The sequence below is a fragment of the Paraburkholderia sp. BCC1886 genome (genome assembly GCF_900996245.1).
Lineage (GTDB): Bacteria > Pseudomonadota > Gammaproteobacteria > Burkholderiales > Burkholderiaceae > Paraburkholderia.
This window is the reverse complement of the sequence record NZ_CAAJGK010000033.1, coordinates 57,080-70,017: the sequence shown is the minus strand read 5'-3', so window position 1 is coordinate 70,017 and position 12,938 is coordinate 57,080. Positions and strand designations below refer to the sequence as shown.

The following is a 12,938-nucleotide window of genomic DNA, read 5'->3' as shown; positions in this document are numbered from 1 at the left end:
TTAGCCGGGCTGATTGTTCCGCGTCGTGCCGATCGAACGGCATCCAGCGCAGCCGAAGCTTAATAACACTTTCGCTCGATGTCAATTTGCCGCATTCCTTTCATGCTCGTAATGTGCCTGTTTCCGGTTATGATCCAAAGTTTTTTAGACAGCGTGGTTCTGACGAGCTGCGATCTCGCGCCACGCTGAATCCACGTCAGGGAAGCACCAGGAGGCGCCGTGGAAACACGCTTTGCCACGTTGAAAGATGTCGCTCAGGCGGCGGGAACCTCGACCTCTCACGTCTCGCGTGCGCTAAGAGGCGACCCCGGCGTCAACCCGGACATGCGTGCCCGGGTAAAAGCCGCTGCTGAATCGCTCGGTTACCGGCCTAACATTGCTGCGCAAATGCTCGTCTCGGCGCAGTCCAGTACCGTTGGCATCGTCGTGGGTGAACCGCTCAATCCATTCCATCTGCAGATGGCAATCTCGGTCGATCAGGCGCTCGAACGAAGCGGCTTCGAATCGGTTATCTCCCTGCGTGCCACCGACGACCGCGCTGCGACGGCCGAAGCGTCCCGATTGCTACGCATCCGCATGGGGGGTGCCATTTTTATCGGCACGCCGCGCAAAACCCGCGCAATGGGACAGATCGCCCAACAACTGCCCTGCGTCTTTCTCGGTCGGGGCGGCGCGGAAAAACACGTCGCGACGGTCGATGTCGATAACGAAAGCGGTGTCAAACAGGCCGTCGAACATCTCATCGCGTTGGGTCATCGCCGCATCGCACACATTGGCGGCAGCGAAGAGATCGCGGCCAAAGAACGCACCACAGCCTATAAAGAAGCCATGCTTGCAGCGGGCCTGAAGCCGAATGTTTATCTCGGCGCCCATGACCGCGTGACCGGACGCCTTGGCGCCGAGGCGTTGATGGCCGGTACCACGAAGCCGACTGCCCTATTCGCTGCGAACGACGCGGTCGCCATGGGCGCGATGGACCGGTTGCATGGCCTCGGATATCGCGTTCCGGAAGATGTATCGATCATCGGCTTCGACGATATCGAAGAAGCCGCCAGCGAAACGATCTCCCTGTCGACGATCCGGCAGAACACCGACGATGCGGCCCGCGAGGCCGTCACGTCGCTGCGCATGCTGGCATTTGAATCACCGCCCGTCGTGCGCAAGATACTCATGCCCGTTTCGCTCGTACTGCGCCGCTCGGTCGCGCCGCGCGTCGGCCGCCGGTGATACCGCCTGTGTCGTTCTTTTTTAGTGTGGTGCTCCAACCGCCCTGATCGCGCCGATTATTAAACGAACCACTGTTCTATTTACGGCGGCGAGCCTGTGTGGGACGAGCAGGTGACCCCGCGTCGGCGGGTCGATACGCCTCGACGCTTCCGGACACCCCGCGCAGGCAGAAAGTGATGATGGCGGTGGCGTGTGCCGTCATCGCCGCGCCGCCCTGAACGTCACTGGTCAGCGGCGCCATGAGTCCTTCGAACAGACAGCCGACAATACAATCCGCCGCCGAGCCGGCGTCCTGTGCGGGAAACTCTCCAGCCGTCACGCCCTGCTCGATGAGTGTACGAAAAACACGGGCGAGTGCCCGGTGATACGTGAGGCGGGCTGCCTCGACTTCAGGCTCGACGGGCTCGGCTACCAGCGCATAGGCGAGCCGGCCACCACGAAGTGCCCGGTTCGCAAAGGTCCACGCCGCCGCGCCGAGTCGCTCGCGCGCGCTGCCGTCCTGCATCGCAACGCCTGCGACAACCTCGACTTCCCGCTGCGCAGTCGTCTTGACGACCTCGACCATCAGATCGGTCTTCGATGGAAAGTAGCGGTAGAGCGTTCCAATGGCGATTCCTGCCGCATCGGCGACCGATGACATCTGCGCATCGCGGAATCCGGATTCGGCCACCAGATTACGGGCAGCGGAGAGAATCAGCGGATGCTTGTCCGGCCCCCGACGTCGTAAGCGCACACGTGAGGCGGTAGGGAGTTCTTCCATTTCAATCCATGGTCTTCATCGGCACACTTTCGCCAGGCTTTTCATGGGCAACGGCCAGATACTGAGCAACGAGCGGCTAACAACACACAACGGACCGCCGCCCCGCGGCACTCATTATTGCATGAGGCTTGCGCGGGCTCGCGAGGCGACCGGGCGATACATCTACCATGACGTGCTGGTACTAACACTGACAGCGGCCTGCTTGACAGGGCAGTACAAGATTCATATCCTTAACCGAACAATAATTCTACTTAAACGATATCGAACGCTTCACGCGGTCGCCACCGTTTTTCTAAAATACTTCAGGAGACAGATGTGGACCTCAGTGCTGCCGACGTAAGCGTTGCTGAAAGAATTTCCGCCCTGCGCGCACAGTATGGCGACCCTACGACCAGCCTTGCGTGGCTGCTTTGCGACCGTCACGACCCGGCAAGCGTCGCGTACGAGATCGTGAACGCGGAGTTTGAAACCGAACGAGTGACTTACGGCGATCTCAAGCGCGACTCCGAAGCATTCGCGGCCGGTCTCGCGGCGCTGGGCATCGGCGCGGGCGATCGTGTGGCAACGCTCGCAGGCAAGAGTCGCGAGTTTCTGGTCGCGTTGATGGGTATCTGGCGACTGGGTGCGGTTCACGTGCCCCTTTTCACTGCGTTCGCCACGCCGGCAATCGCCCTGCGGCTGCTGGGTAGCGAGGCGAAAGCGGTTGTCTGCGATGTCTCGCAACTGCCGAAGCTGCGCACAGAGGAACAGACGCCGGACACGCCCGCGCGCCAGATCATCGTGATTGGCGAAAACGCGGGCGATCACGACTTCCCAGCGGCACTCGGCTTCGAGTCCGTGCTGGACACCGAGACCGCTCATGTACCTGCAGCCATTCTGGGCGGAGATGCCCCCTTCATCCACATCTACACATCGGGCACCACCGGTCGCCCGAAAGGCGTCGTCGTACCGATCCGTGCGATCGCCGCTTTCCACGCGTACGCAGAGTTCGGCATCGGTCTCGCTCAGGACGACGTCTACTGGTGCGCTGCGGATCCAGGCTGGGCATACGGGCTGTATTTCGGCATCGTCGCGTCGCTTTGCACCGGCGTCCACAGCGTTCTGCTAAAGGCCGGCTTCGACGCGGGCTTTACTTATCGGGTACTCGCCGGGAAGCAGGTCACCAACTTCGCCGCCGCGCCGACGGTCTACAGGTCCCTGCTCTGTTCCCCCCAGCGTCCGCCCGCCGGCCTGGCGTTGCGCTGCGCATCCAGCGCGGGCGAACCACTGACACCCGACGTCAACGAATGGGCGATCGATGCGCTCGGCGTGCAGGTGTTCGACCACTACGGTCAAACGGAAGCCGGCATGCTCGTGAACAACCATCACGACAAACGGGTTGCCGGACCTGTTAAAGCCGGATCGATGGGCGTCGCACAGCCCGGATGGAAAGCCGTCGTGTTGCAACGCGATGAAGACGTTCTGGCCACTACCGGCGAAGTCGGGCGCGTGGCCTTCGACCTGCAGGAGAGTCCGCTGGCGTGGTTTGCGGGATATCAGGGCGACCCCGCCAAAAGCGCGGAGCGATTTGCCGGCGGCGGCAAGTGGTATCTGTCAGGTGATCTGGGTCGTGTCGACGATGATGGATACTTCTTTTTCTCGTCGCGGGAGGACGACGTCATCATCATGGCCGGTTACCGGATCGGTCCATTCGAAGTCGAGTCCGTGATTGCGGCGCATTCATCAGTCGCCGAATGCGCGGTTATCGCGGTGCCCGACAAAATCCGCGGTGAAGTGCTGGAAGCCTACGTCGTACTGCGTCGGCTTTCCGCAAATTCGACGGAGATGGAAGCAGACATTCAGCAGTGGGTAAAGACGCGTTATGCGGCGCATGCGTATCCCCGTCGAGTGCATTTCGTCGACGCGCTGCCAAAAACGCCGAGTGGAAAAGTGCAACGCTTCGTGCTGCGCGAAGCAAGAAAGCAGGCGTTATCCGACACGGCCGCGCGTTCTACTGTCGATTGATTTTTCCTCTCACCGCGCGATCGAACCATGAATGGAATTTCCGCGAGGCTCGCACTCGAAGCTATTTCCCAACGCCGCTCGGTCAGGCGGTTCGTCGACAGGGAGGTTCCGCGGGCGACCATCGAGACGCTGCTCGATACCGCCGCTCGCGCGCCGTCGGGCACGAACATCCAGCCGTGGCAGGTACATGTCGTATCCGGTGCGGCCAAAACGAGGCTGTCACATGCCGTACTCGAGGCCGCTCGCGAAGGCCGACGTTGCGACGAGTACGCGTATATGCCGCCGACGCTAACCGACACTCACCTGGCGCGCCGCCGCAAGGTCGGTTTCGATCTGTACGCGTTGTACGGGATTGCCCGCGGCGACACCGTCGCGAGAAACGAGGCCATGCTCAGGAATTTCACCTTCTTCGGCGCGCCGGTGGGACTGTTCTTCACGATGGATCGCTATCTGCTGGCAGGGTCCTGGCTCGACAGCGGCATGTTCATGCAGAACGTGATGATCGCGGCGCAAGCGATCGGACTCGCGTCATGCCCGCAGCAGGCGTGGTGCGAATACGGCGGTATCGTGCACGAGATTCTCGGTATCCCGGAAGAGCGGATCATTCTGTCCGGCATGGCAGTCGGCTATGAAGACTGCTCGGCTATCGAAAACAGCCTTCGGACCGAACGGGTGCCGGCCCGTGAGTTTGCGGTTTTCCACGAAAATTGAAGCGGGTTGACGACTGGCGCCCGATGTGAACACGGTGCCGGTAATCCGGACCACGCTCGCAAGAACGCCATCATCTTCGCGATGAGCGATGCGGCGAAGACAAACCGCCCGCTTCAGCACGTCCACGAAGCCTTGCCCGCCGACGCGCCGCCGAAATACTTGCGGCGCGCTTCCTCGAGCACCTTCGCCTCGATGTCCCCCTCATCGACCAGCGCCTTCAGCGCTGCAATGACAATCGACTTGCGGTCCACCTCGAAAAACTCGCGCAACGCCTGACGCGTATCGCTGCGTCCGAACCCATCCGTGCCGAGTGTCACATAACGACGCGGTACATACGCGCGAATCAGTTCCGGCACGGCCCGAACATAATCGGTCGCCGCGATTACCGGACCCTCCGTCGCGCCGAGAACCTGCGTGACGTACGCCGCGTCGCCGGGTGCGCCAAGCCGCGCGTTTCTCTCGCACGCCATACCGTCACGCTGCAATTCGGTGAAGCTCGTGACGCTCCATACACCCGCTTCGATCTGCCAGTCATCGCGCAGCATCTGCTGCGCGGCAATCACCTCGCCGAGAATCGCACCCGCGCCAAGCAGTTGCAATCTGTCCGTCCCGTTCTCGCGGGCCTGCAAGGCAAGCGGATAAATGCCTCTCAGGATGCCCTCGCGCAACGCCTGCGCATCACCCGCTGGAGCCGAAGGTTGCGCGTAGTTCTCGTTCATCACGGTGACGTAATAGAACACATCGTGCTGCTGCTCGACCATCTCGCGCATGCCTTCATCGACGATGGCAGCAAGCTCGTACGCGAACGCCGGATCGTAGGCGCGGCAATTGGGAATCGTCGATGCCGCAAGGTGGCTCGTGCCGTCCTGATGCTGCAGCCCTTCGCCGCCGAGCGTCGTCTTGCCCGAGGTCGCCCCGATCAGGAACCCGCGCGCCCGCTGGTCGGCCGCCGCCCAGATCAGATCGCCAACGCGCTGGAAGCCGAACATCGAGTAGTAGATGTAGAACGGCAGCATCGGCAGGTCGTGCACGCTGTACGACGTGGCGGCCGCCACCCACGACGACAGCGCCCCTGCCTCCGAAATGCCTTCTTCCAGAATCTGGCCCTTCGTGTCCTCACGGTAATACAGCATCGAGCCGAGATCTTCCGGCTCGTACAACTGCCCGAGCGGCGAATAGATCCCGACCTGCCGGAACATGTTCGCCATACCGAAGGTGCGCGCCTCGTCGGCGACGATGGGCACCACACGCGATCCAATTCCGGCGTCCTTGAGAAGCGCCGTCAGCATGCGCACGAGCGCCATGGTCGTCGACATCTCACGGCCGTTCGCTTCGAGCGCGAATTGCCCCCATGACGACAGCGGCGGGACCGTCAGCCCCTGTGAAGCCACCTGCCGTCTTCTGGGCAGATAGCCACCGAGCGCGGCCCGGCGACTGTGCAGATATTGCATTTCGGGGCTGTCGTCCGCGGGCTTATAGAACTTCACCTGCTCGACGTCCGCATCGGTAAGCGGCAGGCAGAAGCGGTCGCGAAACGCTTTCAGGTCGTCGAAGCCCAGTTTCTTCTGCTGATGCGTGGTCATGCGGCCTTGCCCCGAGGTGCCCATGCCGAAGCCCTTCATCGTCTTCGCGAGCACCACGGTGGGCTGACCGCGATGGCCGAGCGCTTTGGCATAGGCCGCGTGCAGCTTGCGCACGTCGTGACCGCCGCGGCGCAGGCGGTCGATATCGTCGTCGCTCAACCCGGCCGCCAGCGCCGCGAGTTCCGGGTTCTGTCCGAAGAAACGTTCGCGGTTATAGGCGCCGTCGTTGGCGGAGAACGTCTGGAACTGCCCGTCGACCGTTTGCGCGAACGCGCGCAGCAACGCGCCGGTGCGATCGCGCGCAAACAGCGCGTCCCAGTCCGAGCCCCAGACGACCTTGATCACATTCCAGCCGGCGCCGGTGAAGTGCGCTTCCAGTTCGTCGATGATGCGGCCGTTGCTACGCACCGGCCCGTCGAGGCGCTGCAGGTTGCAGTTGATCACGAACACCAGGTTGTCGAGCCCTTCGCGGGCGGCCAGCGAGAGCGCACCGGTCGACTCCGGCTCGTCCATCTCGCCATCGCCGAAAAAGCCCCACACCTTGCGGCCTTCCGTTTGCACGAGTCCGCGGTTCGAGAGGTACCTCATGAAGCGCGCCTGGTAGATCGCGTTGATCGGACCAATACCCATCGAGCCGGTCGGAAACTGCCAGAAGTCCGGCATCAGCCATGGATGCGGATACGAACACAGTCCCGGGCCGCCGATCTCTCGCCGATAGTTGCGCAGATTCTCTTCCGACAGAAACCCTTCGAGGTAGGCCCGGGCATACACGCCGGGCGACGAATGCGGCTGGAAGTACACCAGGTCGCCGGTGCCCGCCTCGCCGCCGGGTGCCGATGCACGAAAGAAATGATTGAAGCCGACTTCGAACAGATCGGCCGCCGACGCATAACTCGCGATATGACCACCGAGTTCGCCGTAGGCCTTGTTGGCGCGCACGACCATGGCCAGCGCGTTCCAGCGCAGTGCAGCGGCGAGGCGCTCTTCCAGTTCGAGGTTGCCCGGATAGCGCGGCTGCTGCTCGAAGCCGATCGTGTTCTGGTAGGGCGTGACATTGGTACGGGCCGATTCGACACCGAGCGTCAACGCATGGCTCGCCAGCCGGTCGAACAGGAACTGCGCGCGCTCGCGCCCGACATGCGCGACGACCGCATCCAGCGCTTCCAGCCATTCGGCGGTTTCCTGGGGATCGGTGTCATTGGGCTGTGGCTGCAGATTCAGCAGTTTGAGAAGGCCACTGGAAAGATCAGTCATGCCATTACTCCACACGAAAAGTCGCTTGCGGCGAACACCACGCAGTGCCTCATCATACTGGTCCTTGGGAGCGGAGGCGGATTCACCGCATCCCGTTCACGCAAGCAACGCCCTGCGAGATTGCTTGCCGAATCTGTCGCAAACTCGACATGCTTCGCGATTGTGACCCGCAATTTGGCTTCTTACATTGGGTCGGCCCACACCGTCCGGCCGTCGACGCGCCGCGGTGCCCCTTTAGCCAGATGCAGGAGACACGTGATGTCCAGCAATTACTTCCCGAAATGGGAACGCATCGATCACCCGTTACCAGACCGGCCGATCGCCACCGATGAACGGCTGCCGTGGCCCCAAACCATTGCGATCGGCATGCAGCACGTTGTCGCCATGTTCGGTGCGACCGTCATCGCCCCGCTCATCATGGGATTCGATCCCAACGTCGCGATCCTGATGTCCGGCATCGGCACACTGGTGTTTTTCATCGCGGTGGGCGGCCGTGTGCCGAGCTATCTTGGTTCCAGTTTCGCCTTTATCGGTGCGGTGGTCGCGGTAACGGGTTACACGGGGCACGGACACAATCCGTCGCTGCCGGTGGCGCTGGGCGGCATTATCGTGTGCGGGGCAATCTATGCGTTGATCGGGTTGATCGTGATGTCAGTCGGCACGACATGGATCGAGCGTGTGATGCCACCCGTGGTCACCGGTGCGGTCGTCTCCGTGCTCGGCCTCAACCTTGCAGGCGTCGCCGTAAAAGGCGCCAATCACAGCTTTTTCGAAGGCGCGTTCGCGTTCGTCACCATCGTGCTCATCACTGCCGTGTCGGTGCGGGCACGCGGTTTGGCGCAGCGACTCATGCTGCTGTTCGGTGTGGTCGCGGCCTACGCCCTTTATGCGCTGGTCACGAATGGACTCGCGTGGGGCCCGCCCATCGATTTCTCCGCGGTTGCCAGCGCCCACTGGATAGGTCTCCCCCATTTTGCAGCGCCGACGTTCACGCCGCATGCCGCGTTCATGATGGCACCCATCGCCATCATCCTCGTCGCGGAAAATCTCGGCCACGTGAAAGCCGTTGGCGCTATCACCGGCAGGAGTCTCGACCGGTACGCGGGACGCGCGTTTCTCGGCGACGGACTTGCGACCATGTTGTCCGGCTCGGTCGGCGGAACCGGCGTCACGACTTATGCAGAGAATATCGGCGTCATGGCGGTTTCAAAGATCTATTCGTCGCTTACGTTCGTGGTCGCCGCCCTCGTCGCGACGCTGATCGGCTTCTCACCCAAATTCGGCGCGATCATTACCACCATTCCCGCCGCCGTCATGAGCGGTGTGTCGATCGTAGTGTTCGGTCTCATCGCCGTAGCCGGCGTTCGCATCTGGATCGCTCACAAGGTCGACCTTGCTTCGAACCGTAACCTGCTGATTGCCGCGACCGTGTTCATCCTGGGCACCGGCGACTTCACCCTGTCCTTCTTCGGGTTTTCGCTCGGCGGAATCGGCACCGCGACGTTCTGCGGCATCGCATTGAATGGCATCGTTCAGTTGCTGGCGGGACGCGGCGAACCAGCGACGGCTCATGTGCAGCTTCATGAAAATGTTCCGGCATTCGAAGCCGGGGCCACCGTAGACAAACGCTGAGTTCGATACGCTATGCGATGTATGAAAGGCGCGGCTTTCGAACAGCGCCTTTTGTAGTTCAGGCTTCGAGCGTCAGCGCGGAAAGCGGAATCGCGACGCATGGCAGACAACGCCCCGTCGCGACCGGGGCCGACCCTTCCGGATGCAACACCTCGCCTTCGACCACGTTCATCGCGCAGCTTTCGCACTGTCCGGAGCGACAACCGCTCGGGAATTCGCCGCCTGTCCGCTCCATCTGATCGAGCAGGCTGCCGTCCGACGGCTGCCACAAGAACGACTTGCCGCTGCGCGACAGGTGCACGGACTGCACCTGGTGACCGCCCGAGCTGCGCCGGCTCGACGGCCCAAACGCTTCGAGATGGATGCACTCGTTGGCCACCCCGGCATTACGCAATGCATCGGTCAGCGATTCGATCAGCGCCGATGGACCGCACAGGAAGAAGTCCTGCTCGCATCCGCGGCCTTTCAGCAATGCTTCGACGGAAATACGACCTTCGTGATCGAATGAGTGAGCGAGCCGGTCGTCGTCGACGGCTCCGCTGTAGAAAGTAACGACCTCCAGATGAGGCATCGCTTCACGCAGCACGGCGATTTCGTCGCGGAAAGCATGGTCTTTGCCAGAGCGTATGCCGTAGACGAGCCGCACCGGCGTCTCGCTGCGCTGCGCATGCAATTGATGAAGCATTGCGATAAGCGGCGTAATGCCGATACCGCCCGCGACCAGCACGACAGGCCGCGCAAGGTCGGGCGCGCCGCTCACGACCGGCAGATGGAATGCGCCCCTGGGCGCCTGCAACTCGACACGTCCACCCACAATGAAACCATGCAGCAGCGCGGACATACGTCCCGGGTTGCCACCGGCGTCGCGTGTTAGCTTGACGGAGATGCGATACGACCTGCCGTTATCTGCTCCCGACAGCGAATAGCAGCGCACCTCACGGCGCCCATCGGGACGCGTGGCACGGACATTGACGTGCTGGCCGCCGAGAAACGGCGCGAGCGGCCTGCCATCTGCGGGATGCAGCACGAACGACATGATGCCCTCGGCGGCCAGCGTACTCGCCTCGATGACGAAGTCGCGCCAGCCCGTCCACGCGTGCGGGTTACCGATGACGACCGGCGTCACCTCGCACAAATACGACCGGTGCCCGACCGAGCCGCTGATGGGATCGGTCGCTTCATCCGAAATCAGACGATTCACATTGGCACCGCTGTCGGCGAACGGGTTGTCTGCCGGCATGCCGAGGGTGCTGTCACCGGACCACCATCCGTATTGCGCCCAGACCACGCGCGGATCGAGCGACGCCTCCAGCTTCGCGCGCATGCGCACGGCGCCCAGATGCGTGCGCAACTCGACCAGCGCATTATCTTCGATGCCACGCTCGCTGGCCGTGTCGGGATGGAGCCGGACTTCCGGCTCGGGCGAGCGTTTGCGCAGCGAAGGAATATCCCGATGTTGGCTATGGCAGAACTGCACGACCTTCGCCGAGGTAAGCACCAGCGGAAAGTCATCGTTGCCGGGCCGCATGGGCGACATGGCCGGCTCGACGAATTCGGGCAACGGTGCCTCTCCTGCGTCGCGCAGCACTTCGGAGAACACTTCGATCTTTCCCGTGTGCGTCTTGAAGCCCGTCTCGCGATACTTGTGATAGCGCACGGCGAGGCCCAGGTCGATACCGTTCGGCGTGCCGCGCAATGCTTCGACATTCAAACCCAGCGGCTCGAGCATGTAATTCATGCCCGCTTCGATATCTCCATTCCAGAACAGATCGCTCATGCCCAGCCGCCTTGCGAGATCGAACACGATGTCGGCATCCGGGCGCGCTTCACCACGGCTTTCGATGGCGGCCTGGCGGAATTGCACGCGGCTTTCGGCTCGCTGGCTCCCCTCGAATCCGATGCGCAGCGCGTCCCGCTCCCAAGGCGTGTTGACCGGCAGAAAAATATCCGCCATGGTCGCGGTTGGCGACATCACGACGTCGGCGTGCGCGTAGAACTCCAGCTTTTTGAAGGCTTCCGTGCCGCGTCCAGCGTTGCCATGCGTGACCAGAAAATTACGGCCAAAGCCGAGCATGCCGCGAATCTGATATGGCGAGCCATCGAGTATTGCCCGATACAGCGAGTCTGAGCTCACCCATGCATTACGGCCCGGTCCCACTGATGAATGCGCCAGTTCGATGCACTTGGCGCGCTGCGCCTCGCTTAGTAGCGATGCGCCAGACACCCCGTTCGCACCCGGCTTGGTAAACTCTACGTTGCCACCCGGCGCATCGAAGCTGCCCGTGAGCGCCATGAGCGTGGCAATGGCACGGTCGGTCTGCGTCGCGTTGGTATGCTGACCGGTGCCGGTCCAAACGTAGTAGCAAACAGGACGTGCTTCATAGAGCAGGCGGGCTGACGCGCTGATCTGTTCCGGCCGAATCCAGCAGAGTTCTGCGACCCGCTCGGGCGTGTAAGCCTCGCAAAGCTCCCGGTATAACTCGAAAGCGCTTTTGCACGTTACCGTGCCGCCCGCACGCAGCGGGACGTTTACGACCTGCCTGAGCACCGGCGCCAGGTCTTGGGAATAACTTTTGTCGGCAAGCCGATAGCCGATCATGGTCCCGTCGGCCGCGCGAGCGACGAGCCTCTCGCCCTCTGCACCGCTAGATAGGGGTGCTTCGAGCTCGTCGGCGCGCAGAAAGCGCATCGTGTCGGTGCGCACCAGCAGTGGCCCGTTGCTCCACTTCGTCATGAAGGCTTCGTCGAACCAGCCGCGCGAAATCATCTCGCGCGCAAGACCGAGAGCCAGCGCGCCGTCCGACCCGGGCCGCACACGCAGCCATTGGTCTGCACGCGATGCAAACCCGGCGCGACGCGGGTCGACCACGATGAGCTTCGCGCCGCGCTGGACGGCCGAGCCGGTTGCGGTGGCGTGATCGAGCCAGGTCGCACTCGGGTTGTGTCCCCACAGCACTACGCATCCCGTATTCTCGAAGTCCGGCGAGGCCACCGAGCGTCCGAAGGTGTAGGCGTGCGCAAAGTCCTTGTGCCAGTTGCACACCTCGACGCCGTACGCGGTGTTCGGCGTGCCGAAGCCATGCGTGAAGCGCTCGATCCAATGGATGTTGTCCGAGATCGGCGTGCCGCTTGGCGTGGTCCAGCTGAAGGCGACGGCTTCCGCGCCCGACTCCGTTCTGATCCGGCTCATCGCTTCGGCAGTGCGATCGAGCGCCTCGTCCCAGCCGATGCGCACCCAGCCCGGGTCGGGGTCGCCTTTGGGTCGCGTGCGCATCAGCGGATACAACTGGCGCTCCGGCCGGTACACGATCTCTGGTGCCGCGCGTCCCTTTACGCACAATGCAGCACCCGTGGGATGATCGGGATTGGGTTCCTGCGCGATGAATCTTCCGTTTTCCGTAACCATCACCGATCCGCAGCGGGACTTGCAAAGCGCGCAGAATCCAGGCGTGCGTGTGACTGACATCGAAACTCCTGATGAACATACGGTGGCGCGCTCAGTTGGCGAATTCCGCTGGCAAAATCCGGTGGCGGATTCGTGGCAACTCCGGATGATCCGGGCGAGCGCAGGCTTCTGTCCGGACAGGCCTGTCCGCTATTCTGTGAGCACGCTCATCGGGCGGCAACCGTTGCGAATGTCGAGAACCCGCCAACTATCGAATGCACAGGACAGCGTGTCGCCACCGGGCAATTCCGGCTCATCTATACTCGGCTCGTTTGAACAGCACTGACACGAAAGGTCGGGCGATCTTTCGCAAGGTTGAATA

General features: G+C 62.4%; 8 protein-coding genes. 5 read left to right on the top strand and 3 right to left on the bottom strand.

Translation table 11 applies throughout. The features are described from left to right. Window positions 1–219 precede the first annotated feature (219 nt). Window positions 220–1,227, top strand: a complete 1,008-nt coding sequence (locus FQ746_RS03075) for a LacI family DNA-binding transcriptional regulator (RefSeq protein WP_144107441.1) — start codon at window positions 220–222, stop codon at window positions 1,225–1,227. 76 nt (window positions 1,228–1,303) lie between these two features. On the opposite strand, the gene FQ746_RS03070 is transcribed toward FQ746_RS03075, so the two are convergent. Then, complete coding sequence (locus tag FQ746_RS03070; RefSeq protein ID WP_144107439.1) at window positions 1,304–1,987, bottom strand: TetR/AcrR family transcriptional regulator; 684 nt, start codon at window positions 1,985–1,987, stop codon at window positions 1,304–1,306. A gap of 315 nt (window positions 1,988–2,302) precedes the next feature. Between FQ746_RS03070 and FQ746_RS03065 the strand changes: the two genes are divergently transcribed. Together FQ746_RS03065 and FQ746_RS03060 are read left to right on the top strand one after the other, a co-directional pair. Then, complete coding sequence (locus FQ746_RS03065) at window positions 2,303–3,991, top strand: AMP-binding protein (protein ID WP_144107437.1); 1,689 nt, start codon at window positions 2,303–2,305, stop codon at window positions 3,989–3,991. Between the two features lie 27 nt (window positions 3,992–4,018). Continuing rightward, window positions 4,019–4,702, top strand: a complete 684-nt coding sequence (locus FQ746_RS03060; RefSeq protein ID WP_144107435.1) for a nitroreductase — start codon at window positions 4,019–4,021, stop codon at window positions 4,700–4,702. Window positions 4,703–4,815: 113 nt separating this feature from the next. Here the strand turns inward: FQ746_RS03060 and mdeB are convergent, their stop codons facing one another. Next, a complete protein-coding gene (mdeB, locus tag FQ746_RS03055) occupies window positions 4,816–7,539 on the bottom strand; it encodes an alpha-ketoglutarate dehydrogenase (RefSeq protein WP_144107433.1) in 2,724 nt (907 codons plus the stop codon). 258 nt (window positions 7,540–7,797) lie between these two features. Between mdeB and FQ746_RS03050 the strand changes: the two genes are divergently transcribed. After that, the gene (locus FQ746_RS03050) at window positions 7,798–9,171 is read left to right on the top strand and encodes a solute carrier family 23 protein (protein WP_144107595.1); all 1,374 of its coding nucleotides are present in this window, start codon (window positions 7,798–7,800) and stop codon (window positions 9,169–9,171) included. Between the two features lie 58 nt (window positions 9,172–9,229). Here FQ746_RS03050 and FQ746_RS03045 read toward each other — a convergent pair whose 3' ends face one another. Next, window positions 9,230–12,577 carry a molybdopterin-dependent oxidoreductase gene (locus tag FQ746_RS03045; protein WP_260853866.1) on the bottom strand — a complete coding sequence of 1,116 codons (3,348 nt, stop codon included), beginning with the start codon at window positions 12,575–12,577 and terminating at the stop codon, window positions 9,230–9,232. Between FQ746_RS03045 and FQ746_RS34675 the strand changes: the two genes are divergently transcribed. Next, window positions 12,552–12,902 (top strand): hypothetical protein, encoded by a 351-nt coding sequence (locus FQ746_RS34675; protein WP_186310628.1) that lies wholly within the window; start codon window positions 12,552–12,554, stop codon window positions 12,900–12,902. The two genes, FQ746_RS03045 and FQ746_RS34675, sit on opposite strands and share 26 nt — an antisense overlap. The last annotated feature ends 36 nt before the right edge of the window (window positions 12,903–12,938 follow it).

What these genes read in the sequence shown, in the direction of transcription:
- mdeB (WP_144107433.1), bottom strand. Translation starts at nt 7,539, where the DNA reads ATGACTGATCTTTCCAGTGGCCTTCTCAAACTGCTGAATCTGCAGCCA.
- FQ746_RS03045 (WP_260853866.1), bottom strand. Translation starts at nt 12,577, where the DNA reads ATGGTTACGGAAAACGGAAGATTCATCGCGCAGGAACCCAATCCCGAT.
- FQ746_RS03070 (WP_144107439.1), bottom strand. Translation starts at nt 1,987, where the DNA reads ATGGAAGAACTCCCTACCGCCTCACGTGTGCGCTTACGACGTCGGGGG.
- FQ746_RS03060 (WP_144107435.1), top strand. Translation starts at nt 4,019, where the DNA reads ATGAATGGAATTTCCGCGAGGCTCGCACTCGAAGCTATTTCCCAACGC.
- FQ746_RS03050 (WP_144107595.1), top strand. Translation starts at nt 7,798, where the DNA reads ATGTCCAGCAATTACTTCCCGAAATGGGAACGCATCGATCACCCGTTA.
- FQ746_RS34675 (WP_186310628.1), top strand. Translation starts at nt 12,552, where the DNA reads ATGAATCTTCCGTTTTCCGTAACCATCACCGATCCGCAGCGGGACTTG.